The organism is Cryomorphaceae bacterium (genome assembly GCA_017798125.1).
Classification (GTDB): Bacteria; Bacteroidota; Bacteroidia; order Flavobacteriales; family ECT2AJA-044; genus ECT2AJA-044.
Map to the genome: position 1 here is coordinate 1 of CP059070.1, position 24,928 is coordinate 24,928.

Genomic DNA, 24,928 nt, shown 5'->3' on the forward strand with positions numbered 1-24,928 from the left:
ATGAGGAAAGCCATTTTATTCATTTTTGTCGCTCTTTATTCCATTTTCACAGAGGGGCAAATCATCGTATCTGAGCTTTGTGACCCGTCCGCCGATTTCGCGTCGAACCGCTTTGTTGAAATCTACAACCCAAGCTCCTCCGCTGTTTCGCTGACGGGCTGGACCTTGGAGATTCACTCCAATGTAAATGCGGTGAATAACTACAGTTTTTCCATCGACTTGTCCACTGCAGGAAGCATCGCAAGTCAAACCGCGATGTTTATAGCGAGCCCCTCGGCCACCGCTCTAACCAGCATTGATTTCCCCGTATTTGATCAAAGTAGCGGAGCGAGCTCAAACGTATATACTTACTGGGATGGTGAAGAAATGGATGGCGTCATTCTAAAGCATAATGGAGACACTATTGATTTCGTTATCGCGGACCCTACATCGGGATCTACGACATCCTTATTTACGGATGGTAGGCTTAGACGAAATCCCTGTATTTCCAAAGGCCAACGTTCATCTTTTGACGCATCGGAATGGGATTATGCCTTTTCACTTAATTCTGTAGGGGCACTTTCCACGGCTGGGCCAGGTTTTCACTTTTTCACGGGTTTTGTTTACGATTTGACCATTCAAGACGAAGCGTGCTTTGGTCAGTCCAATGGAAATGTATTTGCTTCCACTGACCCGGTGGTCGGGAGTTACACCTATGACTGGCAGTCGCAAAGTGGAGGGCCAATTCAAAGCGGAACCAATAACACGTACAACAATCTTACTCCCGGCAACTATACCTTGACCATTTCCGATGGGACGTGTACCTACCAAGAGGATTTTAACATTGGACAAGGGACGAACCCGGATATAGACAACGCCACAGCCTTTGCTTTAGGCAATTGCAGTGGAACATGCGATGCATCGTATACCTTCAGTGTTTCGGCCGGAACCCCGTCCATGACCATTACCTGGGATGGCCCGACACCAGGAAGCCAAAGCAGCTCGGGAGGAAACATAACGCTTTCCAACCTTTGCCCAGGCAACTACTCCATATCAGTTACAGATGATAACGGTTGTGAAGAGTTGCAGGCATTTCAAGCTTTCGTCGGTACCGCATCCACAACTATTACGTCGATAAGCCCAGCGAATGCATCGACCAGTGTTTCCGCTGACGGAAGTGCCTCTTTGAATGTGAGCGGTGCAACAACCGGTCAAACCTATCAATACAGCTATCAAAGCCCTCCAAATACGGGTCCCATCACTACTTCTACGAGCAACCCCATTGGGGGATTGATTGCTGGAACGTATTCCGTTACGGCTACTACGGTACCGAATGGCTGCGATGCGGTGAGTTCGTTTACGGTTGGATCGAATTCTGTGAATTACAACATTCAAGTGTGGCAAGGAGGGTCACCTTTGACGCCAAATCCAGGTACAGGCAACTACGAAGTCTGCCCCAATTCGAATGTATTGGTCTACGTATTTGACGGTACCACGCAAATCAACGATGCGGTCAACCCGGTGTCTTGGACGGCTCAATCGACAGGGCAGCCTTCAACAAATCCTCCCGCCACTAATCCATCTGGAATCAATATCCCGGATGCCGCATTCACCGTTGTGGACTGTAGTGTGCCTTCTTTAGGGATTAACTTATCGGTTACCATAGAACCATTTACTGCCCCGTTCAGCAACCTGAATGCGCTAACAACGCCCATTTGCCCGAACGACCCAAACATCGTGCTGACCAGTCCATATACCCAAGGCGGAATGACCTTTACCGGAGATTTTCGATTGGAAGAGACCATATCAAACAATACGGTAATTGCCGCTGCTTCTAGTATTACTATTGACCCTAGCACCCTTACCCCGAACTTAGGTTATACCGTTTACTTCGAATACACGGATCCCTCAACAACTTGTGACTGGGAAGCTTCCCAAAGTTTCATCATGAGTTCCGCTCCCGACTTCACCACTAGTAACCCTCCAACGGAGTGCTTTGTGGGTGGGAGTTCCATTGACTTGAGCTCCTATGTCACCTGGAACTCAAGCTTTACGGAGATCCCTAACTACTACACTTATACGCATTCAGGTGCCGGGCTTTCTGGGACAAATTTTGACCCAACTTTGGCTGGGGTAGGAACCTACGATGTAACCGTAACCTACCAAATACCGGGCGGCTGCGATGACCAGGAAATAATTACTGTAAATGTGGACACAGGCCCCGATATTTCGAGTCTATTTCCCACACAACCGGTGTCCATCTGCGGGGGGAATACCCTTCCCCTCCCATTGCTCAATCCTTCAGATTCCTGGTCTGGTACTGGAGTATCCGGCAGTTCCCCTAATTATGTTTTCGATGCTAGCAGCGTTTCTCCAGGAAACTATCAAATCTCGTACTCGGAAGGCGGGAATCCATGCCAATCTACCTTGGACATTACGGTCACCTCTGCTGTTGTGGCCAATTTTCAACCTGTTCCTAATTCGGCTTGCGTCAACGACCTTAGCTTTCAACTTACTCAGTTCTCGTTCTCCGGTGGTACAGGTTTAGGCACAGAGTCATTTGTAAATCTGACTTGGCCTACTGCAGGAAGTCAGCTTAGTATTTCTCCAACGGGGCTTGTGGACTTAAGTAATGCAGTCGTAGGGTCCTATACGATAGAATACACCTACAGTGAAGGCAGCTGTACAGATTCAGAAATTGCGAGTATAACCATCTTGAATATCCCTCAAGTTCAATACATTCCATCCTCATCCATATCCCTCTGCTCTGATGGTAGTGTCGATTTAGCTCCGCTATTCTTTCCGAATTCTGGCGGCAGTTTTACAGTGAATGGTACAACTTTAGCTGGGAGTAATTTGAATGGCTCCGCTTCTTTTTTGAATCCGACGAACAATACGGTAGTCTTCACATACACCGACCCATCGACCCAGTGTTCGAACTCAGCGACGGAAGTTTTCGATCTATTGCAGGCTCCCGTCTTTACCGGAGCCGTGGCAAACGAGACTTGCCCAGGGGCTTCTAATGGGTCTGTAGGAATTAGCCTAACGGCCGGAGTTACCGCTGGAATGTCGTATGACTGGAGCAATGGTTATTCCGGAAATCCACTACCCAACGTAGTTGCGGGAACCTATACGGTTACCGTCTCCAACAACGGCGGTTGCTCTACTGTTTCGTCATTTGTTGTAAATGCACCTTCAGCCATCAACAGCAGTCCCTCTATTTCGCATGTAACTTCCAATGGAGGTTCAGATGGCTCTATTGACTTAACGGTTTCTGGAGGTACAGCGCCTTATTCATACAACTGGTCTTCTGGTTTACCACCAACACAAGATCAAGTAAACTTAGCCGCCGGAACTTATAACGTGACCGTAACGGATGCAAACGGGTGCACTAACATCTTGAGCTCATTAGTTGTTGCCCAGCCCGGGCCGCTAATTGCGCAAGGGACTTTTTCTAACGTGCTTTGCTTTGGAGATTTGTCTGGAAGCATTGACATCACTGCCTCTGGAGGATTCACCCCTCCGGACGTACCCAGCTATCAGTATGCTTGGTCTACTGGTTCTACCAGTGAAGACCTTCTAAATGTTGGCGCCGGCGTTTACCAAGTCACCGTAACCGCAATACCCACCTCAACAGATCAAGAGGTTCTGTCCTTTACGATTACACAGCCAAGTAGTTTGGTCGTAGTCGGATCGGTCACAGACGTGCTTTGCTTTGCCAATAGTTCAGGAGCCATATCAACTACTGTTTCCGGTGGCGTAGCACCATACACCTATGACTGGAGCAATGGCTTTGCCATACCCAATATTGCTGGCTTATTAGCCGGAACATACTCGCTTACAGTTACCGACGACAATGGATGCTCTTCCGCTCAATCTTGGACAATCAATCAACCCGTCGGACCCTTTAGCTTCGGCTTTGACACAACTAGTGTAGCTTGTTTTGGAGACTCCACGGGCTCCATCCAGTTAAACATGTTCCCGGGTGCAACACCTCCCTTTTCGTTCTTATGGAGTAATGGGTCAACGAATCAAGACCTTACCGGAGTTCCTTCTGGCTTGTATTCTGTAGTCATTACGGATGCGAACGGATGCTCTACAATTGCTGGGGCACCACCTGTTGCGCAGCCCTCTGGGCCCGTAGGATCCACGGGGAATGTTTCAGACGTTAGTAGCTTCGGAGCCGGTGATGGAGCGATTGTACTGTCTACTACTGGAGGTAGTCCCGGATACAATTACTCATGGGCGGGGCCTAATGGCTCATTTCCTGGAGGCGCAGTGGTTTCAGGCTTAGATGGCGGCACGTACAGCGTAACTACTACTGATGCAAACGGTTGTAGCTCGATCTCAATATTTACTGTAAACGAACCCGGCCAATTGATTGTAAGTGGTACTGCAAACGACGAAACATGTCTTGGAACTGCGGATGGGTCCATCGATTTGAGTATTTCTTCGAATGGTATTCCTTCGATAATTTGGTCGAACGGATCTACAATTGAAGACTTATTTGGACTTGCTGTAGGAACGTACTCTGTAACTGTCATCGATGGTCCTCAAATCGCAAGTTCGAGCTTCACCATCGGCACGGCTACCATTTTAAACTTCTCTCTTGCTCTACCAACGGATTCTTTTTGCTTGGCAGACGCTCTTCCTTTAAATGGCACAACGTCAAATATTGGAGCTACAGAAAGCTATAAGATCGACGGTGTGCTTGTTTCGGGAACCTCCGTGCCATTGTCAACCTATGCGATTGGAACTCATGAACTAAGGTATATTGTATCTCTTGCCGGTTGTACTGATAGCCTTTCCGTTCTATTCGAGCTACTTGAACCATATCCAACAGTTCCGCAACCTAGTGCGGTTGTATGCCCTACCGGAGTGAATGTGAATTTGACTTCTCTCTTGAACGGAGCGGCCATGCTTGCGCTTCCCGATACTGGTCGGTGGTTCGACCCTTCGGGTTTAGCCGTCACCAGCACTTTTGATCCTGCTACAGGTCCCTATGGAGTATATCAATACCAGATTTCCAATTATTGTGGAACCACAATCTACACCATGGATGTTGGGGCGGTACAAAACACCATTAGCTTCTCAACCCCCGATAGCCTTTGCCAAAACGAATCGGCTATAGACCTGAACAACTTTGTACTCCCTACAGGAGGAACGTGGAGTGGTGGAACAACGACAGGGCTTTTTGATCCCGGTGTTGCATCGCCAAGTGCCTTTTGGTTTTACTATTCCGTAACATCAGCAGGATGTACTTTTACCGACAGCGTCCAAATTCAAGTCGTTGCGAGCCCAGTAGTTTCCATCGACACCAGTCTGGTTCCCGCACTGTGTACGGCCAACAACTTAGACACTCTTACTTTCGGAATTCCGTCGGGAGGGGTTTATTCTTCTGCAACGGCGAGCATTGGACAATCCGGCTTGTCTTTCATATTGGACCCGCAGGCTTCGGGGGCCGGAACACATGATATTCAATACCTTTTCACAGATCCTGTTTCTGGCTGTTCGGATTCTACTCAAATCAGTATATCGATATCTGCCACCATCAATACCGCTATTGGCCCATTTTCAGACACCCTTTGCGTAGGGGACCTACCCATTCCACTACCCGTTGGCCTTCCGACAGGTGGCGCCTTCTCCGGACCTGGAGTTGTGGGAAACAATTTTAGCCCTGCTGCGGCAGGTGTTGGCCTACACTATCTGAGGTACAGTTTTGTAGGGGACCCCTGCTATATCTCAGACTCAGTGGCCGTAGTCGTTACGGATGTTCCATCCATTAGTATGCCGGTAATCCCTGATTTATGTTCGAGTGACCCTGCTTATTCTCTTTCCGGTGCTTCCCCTGTTGGAGGTACATGGATTGGAAACAACGTAGTGAACAGTCAGTTTCTACCAGCTCTTGCCGGACCCGGGACTCATGAAATCGTGTATTACTACAATTCAGGTGGGAATTGTGAGAATTACGACACGACCTTCGTAACTGTCTTATCTGGAACTAGTCTTACCTTAAGCCCTCTAGGTCCATACTGCGAAGGGGATGCAAACTTAAGCTTATCAAACGTAAGTCCGTCAGGTGGGACCTATTCGGGTCCCGGAGTCGTCAACGGAGTTTTCTCACCGCAGAATGCCGGGGTTGGCAGTCACAGTATTTCTTACACCTACACGAACGCACAAGGGTGCTTGACAGATACGGTATTCAACATCTTGGTACAGCCACTCCCGATGGTCACTTTATCTGGACAACCCAATTTCTGTGAAGGCGATCCACCAAGTCTTCTCTCGGGAGGAGCACCAGCTGGAGGAGCATACACAGGCTCAGGAGTGGTTAATGACAGCCTTTTTGATCCCTTAGCAGCCGGCCAGGGGACTCACACGTTGACGTACACCTATACCGATTCTTCCGGTTGTTCTGCCAGTGTTTCGACGCAGGTTCAAGTTTACCCTACGCCACCAGAACCAAGCATTAACAAAACCATCAACTTCTTGGTCTGCGATTGGGGATTTTATGACTATCAGTGGTTCTTCGACGGAGATTCCATTCCTAATTCCAACAATATTAAGTGGACGGCGGCCGATACGGGATACTATCAGGTTATGCTAATTAATGAATGGGGATGTACCAATATTTCTGATTCTCTTTTCGTCGATATCATTTATCCTACCGATTTAAGTGAATTGGAATGGCAGGAACTACAGGTCTATCCCAATCCGACGCGCGGCACGGTTTCGTTAAACCTACCTTTACGAGCACAGGACATTCAGTACAGATGGGTCAATCCGATGGGTCAATCTTTAGACGAAGGAAACATCTCTTCGGGTGACCCTCTCCTTTGGCAGTACAACTTGTCCGAATTCACCTCCGGTACCTATGTACTGATCCTTAAAGGTGAAACTCATGTCCTGCACTACCGGGTAGTACTAGAACACTGATTCACGGAATTTTCTGAACTTTGAGAAACCTATCCCAGACCTATGTTTGTTCGTTGTTGGCTATCGATAGCTTTTTGGCTCATCGGATCTGTGACGTTCGCACAATGCGTCGCTATAAATTTCTCCTGGCAAAATGACCAGGCAAACGCCGATACACTTTTTTTACAGGAAGGAGATACGGTGGCATTTTACGGAATTGCGCCCGCAACTCTTACAGACACGAGTGAATTTCAATGGTACAGTGGCGAGGGAAGTACTGAAGTCGGAGATACTGTTTCCTTTATTTACAATCAGATTGGATTCTTTACGGGAGGCGTTCGTATTCGCACAGATTCAAGCTGCATCAGTTCGCTTCAGTCTATTTATGTCTTGGTTAGCCAAAAAGTGTCCTGGAGTACTGTCACTTGGACCGATACCATTTGTATTTCTGAGATTGCCACTTTCCAATGGGACCCGTTATCTCGGGACACAGTTAACACAACATGCGACTCGCTCTTTCTCGAACCATTGTACTTGCCAGACAAAGGGGACGGACCTAGCGACACGTACCTCGATACCCTTTGGATTGATTGCTACAGTACAGACGATACCATTCAAGGTGCCTCAGACTTTCTGTCTACTTGCCTCAACATAGAGCACAGTTGGATGGGTGATCTCAGCATAACCCTTTTTGCACCGTCGGGAGATTCGGTCGTCTTATACCCCTCTTCCGATTTCTCTTCGGCACATCTTGGTGAGCCTGTAGATTTGACCTCCGCACAAGATGTTCCTGGAACGGGATACACCTACTGCTTCACGGAAACGCAACCCGATTATGGTACGCTAGGTAGTGCATCTTCATTATCACATAGTTATACCAACAACCTCGGAAATGTAGTCTCCGGAAGCTATATGCCTGCGGGTGGATATCTTCCCGAAGAACCCTTTAGCCAGCTCATTGGCAGTTCGGTAAATGGCCCATGGGTAATCCAAATTATAGATCATGTTGGATCTGATAACGGTTGGCTATTCGACTGGTCCATTAACTTTAATGCAGCTTCTATCGGAACCCTTCAACAGTTTGTTTCGGGGTTTCAAACCCAATGGTCCGCCCCAGCAGGTTTCAATGCACAATCTTATGACAGCGTCAGTACGTACAATCCAATGGACAATGGTTCGTTCACTTTTGATTTGACCGTTACCGACACGGTTTTTCGTAGAACCCTAGACACTTCGCTCACCCTCTTCGTCGACACCTTCTCAAACCCAATGGCAAGGAATTCTACAATTTGCTTTGAAGACAATTTTCCTTGGCTTGTGAATGAAGGTAGCGCTGTAGAGTCTCAATGGTATTATCCGGATACTACTACGCTTTGGGCGACTGGCGATAGTGTTGCTCCACCAAATTTAACAGTTCCAGACACGTTCTTGATCTACCTAAAAACGAGCTCCCTCCGGTGTGAGTCAAGGTGGGACACGGCGGTGTATATTCGCTACCCAGAGCTACAGCTCGATGCCCCTGACGTCAGTATTTTCGCGGGCCAATCCGCCAGTTTGGGGGCGACAGCTTCCGGAGGATCAGGAAACTACTCCTACAGCTGGGTCCCTACGATTCCCCTAACTGGTGCAAACACCCAACATCCCTCAACTTGGATACTCCAAAATGATCTAAATGTCTTGGTAACGGCTACAGATAATGCTCGAGGGTGTTCCTTATCCCAAATTGTGCAAATTGAAGTCAACAGCCCTTTAACCGTCGATGCTGGAAACAATGACACGCTCTGTACAGGAGGCAGTATCTCGTTAAATGCACTAATTGACAACGGTGGCCAGCCTGTTGATTCCGTCCGCTGGGCCGGTCCAAATGGCACCTATCTACAAAATCCGGTTACCTTCTTCCCGACAATTTCGGGATGGCACGTGTTTACAGCCTATAGTGATCCATTCACAGATTCTGATTCCATTTACATAGCACTTGCTACACCTCCATATGCCGGACCGGACTTCACCGATACGCTTTGTTCCTATGTCGCACCTGCCCTCGCCCAGGTTTTGGATCCCTCAGCAAGTGATCAAGGAAACTGGTGGGATTCCAACGGTGCGCTAGTTGATCCCTATACGTCAGCAGGAATAGGATCCTACTACTACATTGTTGAAGGGTCTCCTTGCCCGTCCGACACCGCGGTCTATGAGTTTGTTTTTTCCGGTGTTTCGAATCTCCCCGTACCAGATTCTATTGCTTGGTGTTCCATGAGTGGAGTTCAAAGCACCTCCTGGATCACTGTAGATACGGACACCATCCCTGTAGGAAGCTATCTTTTTGCAGAAGTTTTCGCCAATGGACCTTGCACGGATACGGTTTGGCACTACTACGAGATTAAACCTCTCCCCCAAGCGTCTTGGACCACGCCTTCTGACACCCTCTGTATCAATTCGAGCCCACAAGCACTTACTGGGCTCCCAGCGGGAGGACAATTCTCCGGTCCAGGCGTCATAGGAGGGCAGTTTGACCCTGCCACCGCTGGGCTGGGCCATCACTTGATTACCTATACAGCGACACAAGACGGCTGCTCTGATACCGACACTATTTATTTTACTGTAGTCTCTCTGCCTACGGCAGGATTCTTGACTCAGCCCGATACCCTCTGTTTTGGCAGTGCGCCAGTAGATCTGACGCCTTTCCCTCAGGCCGCCCAAATTACTGGTACTGGAATAGTCGGCAGTTCTTTCGACCCTTCTTTAGCAGGCATTGGATTGCATACCGTTTACGTTTCGTACACCGATTCCACAGGCTGTTCAGCTCAAGACTCCATCAAAATAGAAGTTGTTCCAGAGCCCTTGGTCAGCGTGACCATGAATGATAGCCTTTGTCATCCAGCAGGAATGATGGCTCTATCCGCTAGTCCTCCTGGCGGGCAATTCTTTGGCACGTATGTACAAGGAGACAGTCTGTATGTCACCTCCTCAGGAAGCTTCGATATTGGTTATCGCTACACGAACTCCTTTGGCTGTTCCGATTCAACCTCTTTCACTATCCACATAGGTGTAGAACCACAAGTCATCTTCGATACCCTTGACTCTCTCTGTCAAGATCAGGACCCAAGAAGCTTAGTCGCGTCTCCAATTGGAGGCTATTTCCAGGGCCCGGGAATTGTTGGTTCCACTTTTGACCCTGGAACGGCTGGTGTGGGTATACATTGGATCACCTACCACTATTCGACGGCATACGGGTGCCTAGATTCGTCAAGTATTGAAGTAACCGTATTACCCACACCCATAGCCCAATTACAGTCCATTCCAGACACCTTGTGCTCTACCGACCCCATTTATACACTGGTATCAAACGCCATAACTACAAGCTATGTGGATAGCTTTCTTTCTACTGTCTTAGATCCTGGGATTCTTAGCCCAGGATATCATTCTTTGTTGACCATTGCACAGCAAGCGGGATGTGTCGATTCTGTAAGCCAGGTCTTTTGGATTGAACCCCAGCCCATCTTATCCCTAGCTAGTCCCACCCCAATTTGTATTAATGCAGGCCTCCAACCTCTACCGATTGGAACGCCGCCAGGGGGAATATACAGCGGTCCCGGTATTAGTAATGGACAATTTGACCCTACACTTGTGGGCCCAGGAGCTCACCAGATTCAGTATACTTATTCGAACCCATTTGGCTGCACAGATTCCATCTCCGTAATATGGACCGTAAACCCAATACAAGGCTTTACTATTAACGACTATCCTTCCACGCTTTGCGAAGGAGATAATCCTGTTGATCTGAATATTGTGCAACCAGCAGGTGGAACACTCAGTGGACCTGGTTTATCGGGCGGATTCTTTGACCCGTCAATTTCGGGACCTGGTACCCATCAGATTACCTATACCTTTATTAATAGCCTGGGATGTACGAGCGATACGGTTCTTCAATTTGACGTGCTACCAGCGCCCACAGTGCTTTTCACAGGCCTTCCAGATTTCTGTCTGAATGATCCGCCTTTTACCCTGCTTGGAGGTTTCCCAATGGGCGGAAATTATTCCGGACCTCAAGTAAGCAATGGGACGTTTAACCCTATACAAACAGGAAGCTTTGTCCTTGAATACATATACGTGGACACTGCAAATGGCTGTATAGGCAGAAATTGGGATACTGTAGTCGTACATGATTTACCAGCAGTTCCGGTTATCTCCCAGACCGGACATGTATTGAGTATTCCTTCTGGCCCATTCTCCTACGATTGGCTTTTGAATGGCTCCTCGCTAGCAGGCCTAAATACGGCAAGTATTACGGCTCCTAGCGACGGCTCCTACCAGGTAATCGTAACAGATCTCAATGGCTGTAGCAGCATTTCACAGCCGTTCATTTTCTCTACAGTAGGCCTAGCTACTCAGGATTCAAATCCTTGGGAGCTCTATCCAAACCCCAGTCGAGACAAGGTTTATATACGCGGCAATAGGAAAGCTGATCAGTGGGTCGTTCACGATGTTCTAGGAAGAACGGTCTTGAAAGGGGAAAATGCGGTACCACAAGAACTAGACGTTTCTCTATGGGCTTCCGGTCAATACCTTCTCATAATCAGGAGTTCCGAAGAAACATTCCATATGACTTTCGTAGTAGACTAGGTGTCACGGACTATTTTGACACCAAGACCCTTAGCCGATAGATCTGGCCTCGAGTTCTGAGATCTTTCGGGCATGAGGCTCGCTTTTCTATTGTCTATACTATTCCACCAACTTGGTATTGCTCAAGTTGATCCTTTTGGCCTTCCTCCAATGGAAACAGGTTTAATGGGGTCAAGCTTAATGCATCCCTCCGAGGGCTCAACTTCGCTACCTACACCTTCCAATCTTTCGAACAAATTCAATGGCATTGCTCGTCAAGCCTGGTTACTCCCCGAGGCGGGACTACGCGTATCAGAGTTTCGATGCTATGGTCAAATAGATGAGCTCTACTATTCTGGCGATTTCAGCCAAATCGGATGGTCAAATCAGCTAAGGACGAGAGCACGAATGGGGCTTTCCCTCCCGTTAAATCGCCTTCGGTTAGGGGTTCGGTGGAACTTGGAGCAATGGTTTCCTTCAGAAAACCAAAGGCCCCTTCGCATTTATCCAGAAGTAGCGCTGTGGAGCCGTTTCCATTCAGATTGGAATTTTGCATTCAGCTGCGTAAATCCTCTTGAAACCCGTTGGCTACCTACCAAAATTCGGTCCGAAAAAACACTGCAGTTTGAAGTACAACATCGCATTTGGTCCGAAAACACCCTCCATCTTGGCTGGAAAAATACAGGACTAGAAAATCGATGGAGCGCTGGAGCTCATTGGCGTTTGAACCATCATTTTGAACTGACTACTGGTTGCAGTACCGGCAGTCAATGGTTAGCCATTGGCTGGCTGGTTCGATGGAAATCTTGGGCCATTCACGGAGTGTTGGAAATGGGAAAAATAAAAGGATGGACCTACGGTATTGCTTGCTCTTGGCGATCTTCATAAGTCATTTATCCAAGGGTCAAAACGACCTATCCGACCTAGAGACATGGGAATCATCCGGATCCGCCGACCAAATTCAGTTTGATCAGGAGCAGTGGGTGCTCTGGAAGAATGAACCACTTCAGATGAATAGCGCATCAATGGATGATTTGATCTTGCTTCCGGGAGTGAGTTCGATCATGGCGCATCAAATGATTGAATATCGTTCACGAGTTAAAGAAATCAAAAGTCCTTACGAACTCCTCGAGTTACCCGCATGGACGATCCGTCAGGTCAAAGGCATCATCCCCCTAGTTTCTTTTGAGGCAAACAAGGTTCACCATGATCGGCCTAGACGGTATTGGAAACATGAACTTATCCTTCGGACAAAGTTCGGAAACGATCAAATATTCTTCCGGAACCTCGCCCCCCATGAAGGCGACTTAGGGTATGGATATCTTTTGTACAGAGGGCGATTCAGCGATCTCTTTCGGTGGGGTGTATCGACTGAAAAAGATCCCGGAGAACGTCTATCGAAAGGATTGGAAAGTCCTATACATCGTTCTGGATTTATTCAATGGAATCCGAACTACACGATTAAACAGTTTGTCCTTGAGCGAATTTGGATTGGGTCTATTCGGCTTAGCTGGGGGCGAGGACTTATAAACAGAGAGGGGTTCCGCGGATCGCTGGGGCCTCAAATCAAGAGCTCGGGAACAATTCTTGCACGCGGCCATGCAAGTTCTGCAGAAACGGGGTATCAGAATGGAATTCTCACTCAAGGGCGGTTAGGACTCGTAGACTGGGGCGTGTGGAAAAGCCGTACGCCACGTCATATCAAAATCGATACCCTTGAAGGTCAATTTACTACGGCGTACACGGATGGCCTCTTCACGAGCTCCGAAAAAACAAAATGGTGGAATTCTTCTCATGAGGAGCGAACGGGAATATACGTTCTCGGTTCCTTTCGGCACTGGGCCGTTGGAGGGCTCTTCGAAAAAAGAAAGTGGGAATCGCGGGTTCCAACGAAGCCGATTATTACGGAACAAACAAGAAAAAGTATTCAAATCACCAGACGCTGGAGTCGACTGAAAGGATCCTTCGAGTGGGGATGGATCGGTGATCGAGAGAAGTTGGAATTCCAAACCCTATGGGTTCCAGATGACCAATGGAAATTAAGGCTGACATTCCATCGAACTCCGTATAGGGAAATGCTCAGTGACCCGAGATTCATGTTTGAAATCGGCCCGCAGGGCCAGGAATTTATGCGCTTCGAACAATGGTGGAATCCGCTTCCACGCATGAGGCTTTATTGGACGGCTAATCGCGAATGGGAGAATTCTTTCTGGGCTGGTCGAATCGAATACGGACTGTCTGAGCAACTGACGAGCCAGATAGACTTCAGAGTCCGAAAAGAAAGAGTAGATGGGCGATTGCAATTCCGAAAGTCTTGGCCAAGGCTAAAGGTGACCGTTCGAAACCAGTGGAATCAATCCAAAGGTGGACTAGGGGCGTTGACCTACCTCGATATACAATGGAAAAAGAGTAGTCATTCACGTTTCTATCTTCGCTGGACCAGCTACTCTTCCAGCGATTTTGATCATCGCTTGTACGTCTATGAAAACGACTTACTCTATACATTTTCCGTACCCTCTTTTCACGGTAAAGGGCAGCGCATGTACTTCATGTGGACTGGTCTATTTGACCGTCATCAATTTTGGGTGAAGACCATTTTCCACGAAGGATGGGAGGTTCGCCTTCAGTATCGACTCAAATGGTAGGCTATCTGGTCCAGGTTGCCGTACAGTTGTCCACACCCGACCCATCGTCAACTCCGTAGGTAAAGGAGATACTTGTTACGTCAAGGTCCGATTGACCTGTCCCGCTAATATCGCTTCCGGAAACAGTCTGTAGTGGTATCACTAGACTGTTATCGACAACATTCATTGAGGTAATGGTCGAACTCCCTAATCCGTAGAAATTGGAGACCCAGATTTCTGTATCTGAAGTATCACTTTTGGAAACTTCTACAGTATACGATTGAGCACCAAAAAACGCGGAGTTCTCTTCGACCACCCAGGAACCGGTGTAATCATCACGCAAGTCGAAGTTTGGATCAGGTACTTCTTCTTCACAGGCGATGAGAAAGAAGGCGATTGCAGTGCAAAAGGGAATCAGTTTTTTCATTTAATACTAACGTCTTTTTTTGCTTATCGTACGTAGAATTTTTGCTTGCAGGTCATTCGGGTTGAAGGGTTTAGAAACATAATCATCCATTCCCGCTTCTTGAACCTTGTTGCTTACATCCATTAAAGCACTGGCCGTGAGGGCAATTATGGGAATCGAAGCATAGTCTTTTTCTGAAGCTCTAATGGTTCTTGACGCGGTATACCCGTCCATTACGGGCATCTGCAGGTCCATGAGGACTAGATCGAATTCTTCCTTCTCCAAGGCCTCTATGGCAAGTTGCCCATTCTCTTCATGTCGGACCTCCATGCCCCACTTGGTCAAAAACTTTTGAGCAATAATGTAGTTGAACTGGTTATCCTCCACCAATAAGACCTTCTTTCCAGCGAGGTGATCCTTAGTCAACGCTTGCTCGTCGTCCATGTCTTCATCGGTCCCTATTGCGGAGGTGATGGCAAACAGCAAGTCGAAATAAAAGGTAGAGCCCTTATTCTCCTCGGATTCAACGTGCACTTCAGAGTTGAGCAAGTGAAGCAGTCTTCGGGTAATGGTCAAGCCTAAGCCTGTTCCACCGTACTGCCGTGTAATACTGGTTTCAGCCTGCGAGAAATGCTCAAATATGGCTTCGAGTTTGTCTTTGGGAATCCCAATCCCGGTATCGGAGACCAGGAATCGAACGAGGTAGCCCTCTGAGGATTGCTCGAGCAGGTTCACTTCAATATCCACACTTCCGTTCTCCGTAAACTTGATGGCGTTGCTGACGAGGTTATTGAGGATTTGGCCGAGTCGGACCCGATCCCCGAGAACTTTTGTAGGCAGTTTCGGATCAATGGATCGACGTAATTCTATGCCTTTTTCTTGAGCAACACTGTTCTGTGCCTTATACAGTCCTTCAATAGTCGATTCGAGGTTGAAGTCGTGGTAATCAATCTCAATTTTGCCCGCTTCGATCTTACTGAAGTCAAGGACATCATTTACTAAGGAGAGTAGGTTCTCTGCGGAGAAACTCAATATTTTCAGATTCTCCAACTGATCCTCCCTTGGGTCTTCATCCATTAATATGTTGCTCATTCCGATCACCGCGTTCATCGGCGTCCGAATTTCATGACTCATGATGGACAAAAACTCCGCCTTCGTCTGAGAAGCTTGCTCGGCAGCTTCCTTAGCCTTCTTCAATTCGTCTTCGTATTTCCTTCGATTCGTTACATCGCGCCCAAACACAGTAACCCCACTGATGGTATCGCGATCATCTTGAATCGGATGAAAACTGTACTCGACAATTCGATCTTGTGCGGTGCTTTCCAACTCAATGGCAAAGCTCTCACCAGCTAGCGCTGACTTATACGATTCGCGCATGGCCTTAAGGTTCTCTGTAAACTCGCTATCTGCGGGAAGCACGGGCATTCCGGGCTCAAGCGTCGTTCCGGTAACAGCAAAATGAGCATCTAGATGGGCTTTATTCCCGCTTACATAGTTCAACGATGTGTCGACTAGCCAAATCAAATCCTCGGTATTCTCCACGATCGTGGAGTAGTTCGTTCGCTCAATCTGCAGCTGCTCGGTTCTCTTTTTCACCTTGAGCTCGAGCTCTTGATTGGTTCGATTGAGCTCCCAAGCCAAACGTTCTGAAGACGCAAAGGACTCAGAAAACCGCTTAGCCAATAAAAAACTGTGGATGAAAAGGAGTGTAAAAAAGCCATACGGAATGGCGTTCAGAGTATCGATGACATTTCGATTGTGCAATACATCATTGACCACTAAGAGCACCAATAGAAGCATCCCGAAGAAGAACAGGTCTGCTCCGGATCGGTCGTTTTTCATCGCCCTGAACATGATGGACAATAGGTAGACCACAACAAAGACCAAGGTTATTTCAAATGCCGGAATAGCGTAATTCGAAATAGATGGAGGAAATATCAGACCAAAAATCCCGAGTGCCATGGAAATTAAAAAGATCAACCTGATTATGCGCTGATTCGAGTCATTGGGAAAAATTGAATCAACGTATCGCGCGAAAAAGCCCATGCCGAAAAACGGGCCGATGAATTCTAAACGAACCACTTGAGCCCAAGTGATTCCCGGGATATCACCGACGACATATTCTCCAATGGCCGAAATCCGAATAGCGGACATCAAACAAGCCATGGCAAACCAAAGGGCACTCGGTTCTCGCGAACGCAGTCCATAGATTCCTAAATGGTACAAAAACATGATCAACAAGCACCCAATCAAGAAAAAGTCGATTCGGTGTATGCGTTCACGGTCTCGACGAATACGGTCTTCCGTTCCAAGCCTAATGTTGCTCCAAAAACCACCCTTCCGGTAATCGAAATTCGCTATCTGAACGAGAATTTCATTAGCACCATGCCCCAGGGTAAAATCATCGGCGACATATGGCTTGTAAAGCGGTGTATATTCTTCCTTAGACGTGCCAACCACGCCGGAGCCTCCAACTACCTTTCCATTCACGACCAACAGGTTAGCTAAACCTTCGGTAATCACATTAATCGCCATTTCCTCCCCAGCCTTAAGTTGGCTAGAATCAATGAGAACAGTGAGTGAATAAGTACCGTAACCGTATTTAGGAAATATAGAGTCTTGAAGACTCGCCGTATTCCATGTCCCGGGAACGTCTTGTAGAACTGGAGCGTTCTCTGCTTCCCCTGTAGTAACCAGAATCTCTTCCCAATAAAAGTTCCACTCACCCGAAAGCTCTAAGGAGCCAAATCGCTCAAAGTCCCAGGATCGCAAGTCAAGAACTCCACCTTCAGCGGAAGGGCGAACATCCGGACGATCCGAGGAAGTGCACGCAGCAAGAAGTACCGTGCCGATGAGGAGGTATAAAAATAGGGAGAGTCGTTTCATGCCCAGGTGGTGTCCCCCTAAAATACGTCATTTAGTAGAATCAACGAAGCGCTGAATCAATCAGCTCATCATCTGCACGTTCAGGCAGAGTCACTTTTAAGCCTGGAGAACGCTCCATTTCGCGACGAATGGCGAAGATCGCCTCATCGTTTCGAGCCCATGCTCGACGGGCAATTCCGTTATTCACATCATAAAAGAGCATCTGTTCCAAACGGCGCTCCGCTTCATCAGATCCATCGAGAAGCATTCCGAAACCTCCGTTCATCACTTCGCCCCATCCGACGCCACCACCATTATGGATACTCACCCAAGTGGCTCCGCGAAAACTATCGCCGATGACGTTGTGAATAGCCATGTCTGCCGTGAATTGCGAGCCATCGTAGATGTTGCTGGTTTCCCGGAAGGGAGAATCCGTTCCGCTGACATCATGGTGATCTCGTCCCAAAACGACCGGCCCCATCTCTCCTGCCGCAATCGCCTTGTTGAAGGCTCGAGCAATCTCGATCCGCCCTTCGGCATCCGCATAGAGGATTCGAGCTTGAGAACCCACAACGAGTTTGTTCTCTTGAGCACCGCGAATCCACTGAATATTGTCAGCCATTTGCTGTTGAATTTCCGGTGGACTACTACGGCGAATATCTTCCAAAACGGCGCATGCTATATCGTCGCTCTTCTGCAAGTCGGCTGCATTCCCACTCGCGCAAACCCAACGAAACGGGCCAAACCCGTAATCGAAACACATGGGCCCCATGATATCTTGCACATAACTCGGATAGCGAAAATCAATTCCGTTATCCGCCATGATGTCTGCTCCCGCACGGCTGGCTTCCAACAAAAAAGCATTTCCGTAATCAAAGAAATACATCCCTGCTGCGGTAAGCTTGTTCACCGCTGCAGCATGACGTCGTAAAGTCTCTTGAATCCGCACTTTGAAGGCTTGTGGATCACTCGCCATGAGTTCATTGGCCTCTTCATAACTCATATCCACTGGATAGTATCCCCCAGCCCATGGGTTGTGCAGTGACGTTTGGTCCGATCCCAGGTGAACGTGAATCTCTCGTTCTGCCAAGCGCTCCCAGAGATCGACGATATTTCCGAGGTACGCAATGGAATGCGCCTCCTCACGGCTCATATACTCCAGGGCCGCATCGATGGTAGCATCCACGCCCTCAATGACCTCATCAACCCATCCTTGTTCGTGACGCTTGTACGCCGCCTTGGGGTTGACCTCAGCAGTAATGCTCACTACACCGGCAATGTTCCCCGCCTTAGGTTGGGCACCAGACATCCCTCCTAGACCCGCAGTCACAAAAAGTGTACTGCCCAAGTCAGATCCTGTGCGTCCGAGTTTTCGAGCAGCATTGAGTACAGTAATGGTGGTCCCATGAACGATGCCCTGCGGGCCGATGTACATATACGATCCAGCGGTCATTTGTCCGTACTGTGTGACCCCAAGAGCATTAAACTTCTCCCAATCATCTGGTTGGCTGTAGTTGGGAATCATCATTCCGTTGGTCACAATGACTCTCGGCGCCTCGCGGTGCGAGGGGAAAAGCCCCATTGGATGACCGCTGTACATATGAAGGGTCTGCTCTTCCGTCATTTCGCTCAGGTACTGCATCGTAAGTAAGTACTGGGCCCAATTCTGAAAAACAGCACCATTTCCACCGTAGGTAATGAGCTCATGCGGATGCTGTGCCACACGAGGATCAAGATTGTTCTGAATCATCAACATGATGGCGGCTGCCTGCGGACTGCGTGCGGGATATTCCGATACTGGTCGGGCATACATCTCGTAATCAGGACGGAAACGGTGCATGTAGATGCGTCCATAGGTCTTCAATTCCTCGGCAAACTCAGGAGCTAGAGTCTTGTGCCACTTCGATGGAAAATAACGCAGCGCATTTCTCAAGGCCAGTTTCTTTTCCTCGGGACTTAAAATCTCCTTCCGCTTGGGGGCGTGATTGATTTCTGGATCGTAGGACTTGGGCTTGGGGAGTTCCGTGGGAATTCCACCTCGGATAGCCTCAGCAAATGCGGTCATGTGTTCTTCTTTTTGAATCCGTATGGACAGTGCTTGCAGCCGTTTTGGCAACAATAGCCGCGTTTGAGGTGGTACTGTTCGGTAAACACGATGTACCCCTCTTTAGTTTTGTAATAATCGCCCGGTTCCAGCGAGCGAAACTGGTCGAATCCGTCCATCCGTCAAAGGTATTAATTCAATACGTTTGCATTATGAAAGCCGCGCTCAAGAAACCCTTTTTGAACCTCATCACCTTTTTGGGACAGCGCATTGAGCGGAGGCACTTTACCGAGTCCCCGGTCTACATTGGCGGATGTGGACGATCCGGCACCACCCTACTCTTGAGCATCCTCAGCGCTCACCCGAAGATTTTTGCCTGCCCACTTGAGCTCAGTATGTTCGACGACTTGGTAGATGGATACAAGCCTGCACGTATGGACCGCTTGTACCGAACTTTTCTGACGCATCGCATCAAACCCACGGCCGACCGCTGGTGCGAGAAGACCCCGCTCAACGTGAATCGCTTGGATGCCATTGACCGCTTTCATGAAGGGAATTTTCGCTTCATCAACATTGTTCGAGACGGACGCGATGTCATCCTTTCCAAGCACCCCAGCGATCCGAACCGATATTGGGTTACACCCGAACGATGGATTCAGGATGTTTCAGCTGGCAAACGCGAAAACGCGCGACCTCAGGTCATGACCATCCGCTACGAAGACCTCATAGAGCAGCAAGAAAAAACCTTGGAAGATATCTGCACCTTCTTAGACATCGAATTTCCCGATGCCCTGCGCCATTGGCACCAGCACACCAGTGTGCGTAAAAACAGAGCCTACTTTGGCGAGGTGAAACCCACCCATACCAGTTCAGCTGGAAAGTGGAAAAAACCAGAAAATCTGGCTCGAGCGGCGGAGTTAACCGCACATCCAGAAGCCGTTGAACTCCTACAGCACTATGGATACGAAATCTGACCCTTGGCCTCATCGTGTGGCCCCAAGGCAGGCTCTAGATTTTGTGCCTACGGCACGATGGACCCTTCAGCGCGATGATCAATTGCACCCGACCATCTCGGGAAACAAGTGGCGGAAGCTCAAGTATTTTGTCCTCAAAGCCCTTGAAGATCGACACGATACCCTCTTGACCTTTGGTGGAGCATTTAGCAACCACTTGGCGGCCACGGCCGCAGCTGGAGCTCAATTTGGGTTTCGAACTATCGGGATAGTACGAGGAGAAGATGCCGACTTAAACAATCCCACGCTTCGCTTTTGCCAGGATCACAGTATGCAGTTGGAGCGCGTCTCTCGATTGGAATACAACGGCAAAGAAGATGAATCGTACAAAGATGAGCTCCACAGACGTTTTGGAAGAACGCTAGTGATTCCGGAAGGCGGAGCACACTACCTCGGAGTAAACGGCTGTATGGAAATCGTGCCCCGTGAGGAGCGCGATGACTGGGAACACGTCGTAGTGCCCGGCGGTACTGGAACCACCGCGGCCGGGATCCTGCTGTCTACGGGATCGGAAACCCAGGTATGGCTGTATTCGGCTTTGAAAGGAGGAGATTTCCTAAAGGATAATGTTCGTAAACTGCTCTATCGCTTTTTGTGGGATGAGGATGCGGTGGAAGAAGAGCTCAATCGGTTGAACATTGTCAGTGACTTTCACTTTGGCGGCTACGGTCAAGTCGATGATGAATTGATTGATTTTCTCAATAATTTCTATCGGAAAACAGACATCCCTCTAGACCCCATATACACGGGAAAAATGATGTACGGTTTGAGTCGAGCTGGCTTAGATCACGAACTATCGAGCCCGAGCTTGCATCCGCCCGTAAGGGCGAAAACACTGATCATTCATACCGGTGGACTACAGGGAATTGCCGGAATTAATGCCCGCCGGGAAAGTTTGGAAAGAAGTTTGATACTGTATCAGGGTTAATGTACGTTTGAATCCATCATGATCAGAACACTTTTGCTCCTAGGGGCCCTTCTCTTGACCTTCGGCGCTACTGCCCAGCGTCTCACGCGTGAGCAGTACATCGAGCGCTACGCGCCAGTTGCGGTTCAAGAAATGAAGGAATACGGCATTCCGGCGAGCATCACCCTAGCTCAAGGCATTTTGGAGTCCGGTGACGGCAACTCAGAGTTGGCCACCAAGGCCAACAATCACTTTGGGATCAAGTGCCATAGCGACTGGAACGGGAAGTCCATGAAGTACGACGATGACCGTCGAAATGAGTGCTTTCGGGTATATTCTGATGCACGCGAAAGTTTCAAAGATCATTCGCTTTTTCTGAGTGAACGATCGCGATACGCCACTCTATTTGACCTCGACCCCATCGACTACAAGGGCTGGGCGCGTGGACTGAAAAAAGCCGGGTACGCGACGGATCCAAAATATGCGGATCGATTGATCGATTTGATCGAACGCCATGAACTGTATCGCTACGATACCAATTTGGATCTTGTGGTTCCGATGGCCAAAGACTCAGCCTACTTTGATCGGAACAGCCTAGTGGTGACCTACCACCCCAATAAAATCAAATATGTACTTCTCCCCTTAGGGTACACACTGGAGCAAGTTTCCGAAGAACTAAACGTCTCCATGAAACAGCTCGTGAGGTACAATGAGCTGCGCTACGACGGCACTTTGTCTCCCGGAGACATTCTTTATTTGCAGCCGAAGAAGAACAAGGGATTGGTAAAAACGCATCGCGTCAACAACGGAGAAACCATGTATGAGGTAAGCCAACAGTATGGGATCAAGCTTCGCAAGCTCTACGAGCGAAATGGAATGGCTTTTGGCGAAGAACCAGATGCCGGTGACCTTCTACTGCTGCGTGGGCGGAAGTAATTAATCAAGAGCGTAATTGTAGACGTAGCCTTCTCGATCTGCCGCAATTAGATCGAGCTTCCCATCCAAATCCAAGTCGCGTATGGTCATACCCAAATCTCCGGTGACCGGAAATCCAGTGCGCACGTTTCCTGAAGCATTGATGAGCCAAAGCTCTCGGCCCTCTTGATGCTGAATTCCCAAGACAAAATGAGGCCCCATGTCGAAGGTCTTCAAAGACCGATCAAGGGGAGACTTCGAAGTGTAGGTGTAGTTGACCTCAGGACCTGAAACGCGTACTTCTTTTCCCTCCAAGACAATCTGATGGCCTTTGAATTGGGCGAAATAAGCCTCTGGATCTACGATTCCGATGTCTGTCATATCCACACTTCCATTGAAGAACACATTGGTCAATTGCCCTGATTTCGAGAGGCCGACCAAACGGGAATCCGAAAGCGTTTGACCTTTTATCAAGAACAACTCCGGATCACGCAGATCTAGCTTTGCTCCTAAGGTGACGCGCTCTTGCCCTCGTCTGTTGCGCAGACTGACTTGCCCATCTGCCGTAAAAAAGGCGAGGTAATCTCTTCCTCCTATTTGATAGAGCGTAGGGGTTCCAACCACCTCAGAGGATGCCGTTCCAAACTCCCAACCCGAAACCGGTTTACCATCCACTCCAAAGAGCAAAATCCGCGACCCACAGGCCATGAAAATTCGATAGTTCCGATTGCGGTCATAGTCAAAGACGGCAACCTGAGCGGTGACGGTTCCCGGTAAGTTGATGGGGTAATCTTCTACGTCCTTCCCATTGCGATCCAGCATGTAGAGGGTGCTTTCGGTATTGAAAACGAATTGAAGCTTTCCGTTTTTATACCGATCCACTTGATGCACCTCGCTCCGGATAGGGCCGTCCAATGCTCTTCGCCATTGAACATCGCCTCGCGCATCAATTAAATAGAGCGTGTGATTAACATCTTGCACCAAAACTTCGAATCGCTTGCTGTAGTGATTCTTGACAATGACGGGCTCCATGGCCGCGAGCGTATCGAGCTCCGTTGCCCATTGAAGTCTCGTCTCCGCCTGTTCCTCCGTCCGGTAGCGCACGATCAATTGGGTGTGCGCGGCGTCATCTTCCATCTCCAACTGCCATGCCACCGCAGCAATTTCATTCCACTCCTCTTTTCGACTACTCAAACCTTCCCCGTACTCCGCGCGAGTAACGGCCTGGAGAAGGCTAATAGCTTGCGGGTTCTCTGCATAGAGAAAGACGTGACTCTTACTGCTCAACTCTCCCCGAAGCGCGGCAAAACCTTTGTCGTCGTTCAAGGTCCGCCCTCCACGATTGTCGTTGAGAAACTGTTTTACAAGGAGCTCCTGCGGAGCGATAATCACGTAATCTCGGTAGGTGGTGTAGTAGCAGGTATTCATCGCCTTGAACATGCGACCAAAGACAGTGGGGAAAGAAGAATCTTCAATTTTGCGAATCACAAAATCATTGTACTGTGTGATGTCTGCGGTGCCTTGATTCCCCAAGGCTTCTTCGGCCAGTCGTTTATCGCGAAACTTTATGAGTCCTATCGAGCTCTGCGCCCAATCCGCTCCGGGATTCTCGAGCAAGGCAAGGCCAAATTCAGTATCGACCCATGAGGTGTAGGCCTTGTACTTTGTACTCTGATCTTTGAGGAGCAAGAGCTTATCGGAACGATTCAATTGGCGCAAGAGCTTTTCGTAATCCCGCTGATAGCTGGCAAAGTTCTCAAAGCTGATGGCCGCGACCGCCGCCGTGTTGTTGGGCAATAGATCCAAGAGCTGGTTTTTCCGCGAGGGATTGGCGCGGAAAAGGCTCATATAATTCACCACTGAATCGCTGACATGGGTAAGTCCACTAGCAATCAATCGATCCGTTTTGAAACTGAGGTCCAGTTCGGTCCATTGAGCCCCGCGTTCCAACCAAGCAAAAGAGCCGGCCTTCATGCGTGTCGCCGCCCATTCGCCTAAAGCCTCATATTGGATGTACAGGTTCACCGGGTCTTTTCTGTTCGCCGTCCGGTGCAAGGAGGCAAACTCGTCCGTGGACAAGAGGTTCACCTTGGCCTTCAACTGACGAAGTGCATCTTCGACCAACAAATCACTTTCGGAGGCAACAATGAGTCCCCGAGATTCCGCAGCGAAGTAGCTTCTTCCACTTTTGGCTAGGTCGATGCGAATGATGGTCTCACCATCGTAGGTGCGGGCCTCCTCTACTCCCGCTTCGGCCCAACGTCCATAGACTTCTTCGAGATAGGGGTGATCTTCACGCTTCAGTACCAAAAGCACGTCATAGGAGTTGGCTCCAGATTCGTGAAAGGATAAGCTGAATCGTCCGAGTTCATTAACCTCAGTGCCCGATAGAAACTCATTCCAAATAGCTCGGCCTTCAGTAAGAGAAGTCTTCAGATAGGCATTAGAGTCCAATCGCTCCCATAAGCGATTGTTGGTTCCGAGTTCAACAGCCTTTTGAGCATTGTTCACCTCAGCAATGAGCACAGCATTGACGGGAACAGCCTGAAGAAGGTCCCCGGCGTTTTGGTCGCGAGAACAGGCGAAAAGGATCAGGGTGAGGAGAAGCAGGGCGGCGCGGAAGGTACGGACCATGGGACAGTGGTTTGACGCAAAAATAAG

General features: G+C 48.8%; 11 protein-coding genes and 3 pseudogenes. 8 read left to right on the forward strand and 6 right to left on the reverse strand.

The window, feature by feature from the left end:
• From HZ996_00005 to HZ996_00020, 4 genes and pseudogenes are all read left to right on the forward strand, one after another.
• Window positions 1-414, forward strand: a pseudogene (locus HZ996_00005) (lamin tail domain-containing protein).
• 2,823 nt (window positions 415-3,237) lie between these two features.
• Window positions 3,238-3,546 (forward strand): annotated as a pseudogene (locus HZ996_00010) (SprB repeat-containing protein).
• A 138-nt stretch (window positions 3,547-3,684) separates the two neighbouring features.
• Window positions 3,685-4,008, forward strand: a pseudogene (locus HZ996_00015) (SprB repeat-containing protein).
• A 3,087-nt stretch (window positions 4,009-7,095) separates the two neighbouring features.
• A complete protein-coding gene (locus HZ996_00020; GenBank protein QTN37586.1) occupies window positions 7,096-11,514 on the forward strand; it encodes a proprotein convertase P-domain-containing protein in 4,419 nt (1,472 codons plus the stop codon).
• 343 nt (window positions 11,515-11,857) lie between these two features.
• Here the strand turns inward: HZ996_00020 and HZ996_00025 are convergent, their stop codons facing one another.
• Window positions 11,858-12,049 (reverse strand): hypothetical protein, encoded by a 192-nt coding sequence (locus HZ996_00025; GenBank protein ID QTN37587.1) that lies wholly within the window; start codon window positions 12,047-12,049, stop codon window positions 11,858-11,860.
• 292 nt (window positions 12,050-12,341) lie between these two features.
• Between HZ996_00025 and HZ996_00030 the strand changes: the two genes are divergently transcribed.
• Window positions 12,342-14,138, forward strand: a complete 1,797-nt coding sequence (locus HZ996_00030; GenBank protein QTN37588.1) for a helix-hairpin-helix domain-containing protein — start codon at window positions 12,342-12,344, stop codon at window positions 14,136-14,138.
• A 1-nt stretch (window position 14,139) separates the two neighbouring features.
• Here the strand turns inward: HZ996_00030 and HZ996_00035 are convergent, their stop codons facing one another.
• From HZ996_00035 to HZ996_00050, 4 genes are read right to left on the reverse strand one after another with little or no spacing between them, the layout of a single operon-like run.
• Window positions 14,140-14,544: a hypothetical protein gene (locus tag HZ996_00035; GenBank protein QTN37589.1), complete on the reverse strand. Its 405-nt coding sequence runs from the start codon at window positions 14,542-14,544 to the stop codon at window positions 14,140-14,142.
• A gap of 6 nt (window positions 14,545-14,550) precedes the next feature.
• A complete protein-coding gene (locus HZ996_00040; protein QTN37590.1) occupies window positions 14,551-17,409 on the reverse strand; it encodes a response regulator in 2,859 nt (952 codons plus the stop codon).
• 40 nt (window positions 17,410-17,449) lie between these two features.
• Window positions 17,450-19,453: a urocanate hydratase gene (locus HZ996_00045; GenBank protein ID QTN37591.1), complete on the reverse strand. Its 2,004-nt coding sequence runs from the start codon at window positions 19,451-19,453 to the stop codon at window positions 17,450-17,452.
• On the reverse strand, window positions 19,450-19,611 hold the full coding sequence (locus HZ996_00050; GenBank protein QTN37592.1) for a hypothetical protein: 162 nt from the start codon (window positions 19,609-19,611) through the stop codon (window positions 19,450-19,452). The genes HZ996_00045 and HZ996_00050 overlap by 4 nt, the downstream gene beginning before the upstream one ends.
• A 33-nt stretch (window positions 19,612-19,644) precedes the next feature.
• Here HZ996_00050 and HZ996_00055 point away from each other — a divergent pair, with 33 nt between their 5' ends.
• The 3 genes from HZ996_00055 to HZ996_00065 are packed head-to-tail and all read left to right on the forward strand — an operon-like array spanning window position 19,645 to window position 22,288.
• The gene (locus tag HZ996_00055; protein ID QTN37593.1) at window positions 19,645-20,406 is read left to right on the forward strand and encodes a sulfotransferase; all 762 of its coding nucleotides are present in this window, start codon (window positions 19,645-19,647) and stop codon (window positions 20,404-20,406) included.
• Window positions 20,390-21,373, forward strand: coding sequence for a pyridoxal-phosphate dependent enzyme (locus HZ996_00060; protein QTN37594.1), 984 nt, complete (start codon window positions 20,390-20,392; stop codon window positions 21,371-21,373). Before HZ996_00055 ends, HZ996_00060 begins: the two co-directional genes overlap by 17 nt.
• A gap of 18 nt (window positions 21,374-21,391) precedes the next feature.
• On the forward strand, window positions 21,392-22,288 hold the full coding sequence (locus tag HZ996_00065; GenBank protein QTN37595.1) for a glucosaminidase domain-containing protein: 897 nt from the start codon (window positions 21,392-21,394) through the stop codon (window positions 22,286-22,288).
• On the opposite strand, the gene HZ996_00070 is transcribed toward HZ996_00065, so the two are convergent.
• Window positions 22,289-24,901 carry a hypothetical protein gene (locus tag HZ996_00070; GenBank protein QTN37596.1) on the reverse strand — a complete coding sequence of 871 codons (2,613 nt, stop codon included), beginning with the start codon at window positions 24,899-24,901 and terminating at the stop codon, window positions 22,289-22,291.
• Window positions 24,902-24,928 lie beyond the last annotated feature (27 nt).

Bases quoted from the DNA above. Each gene is read 5' to 3' on its own strand.
- HZ996_00025 (QTN37587.1), bottom strand. From the start codon at position 12,049: ATGCAAAATTCCAATCTGAATGGAAACGGCTCCACAGCGCTACTTCTG.
- HZ996_00030 (QTN37588.1), top strand. From the start codon at position 12,342: ATGGACCTACGGTATTGCTTGCTCTTGGCGATCTTCATAAGTCATTTA.
- HZ996_00035 (QTN37589.1), bottom strand. From the start codon at position 14,544: ATGAAAAAACTGATTCCCTTTTGCACTGCAATCGCCTTCTTTCTCATC.
- HZ996_00040 (QTN37590.1), bottom strand. From the start codon at position 17,409: ATGAAACGACTCTCCCTATTTTTATACCTCCTCATCGGCACGGTACTT.
- HZ996_00045 (QTN37591.1), bottom strand. From the start codon at position 19,453: ATGACCGCATTTGCTGAGGCTATCCGAGGTGGAATTCCCACGGAACTC.
- HZ996_00050 (QTN37592.1), bottom strand. From the start codon at position 19,611: ATGGACGGATTCGACCAGTTTCGCTCGCTGGAACCGGGCGATTATTAC.
- HZ996_00055 (QTN37593.1), top strand. From the start codon at position 19,645: ATGAAAGCCGCGCTCAAGAAACCCTTTTTGAACCTCATCACCTTTTTG.
- HZ996_00060 (QTN37594.1), top strand. From the start codon at position 20,390: ATGGATACGAAATCTGACCCTTGGCCTCATCGTGTGGCCCCAAGGCAG.
- HZ996_00065 (QTN37595.1), top strand. From the start codon at position 21,392: ATGATCAGAACACTTTTGCTCCTAGGGGCCCTTCTCTTGACCTTCGGC.
- HZ996_00070 (QTN37596.1), bottom strand. From the start codon at position 24,901: ATGGTCCGTACCTTCCGCGCCGCCCTGCTTCTCCTCACCCTGATCCTT.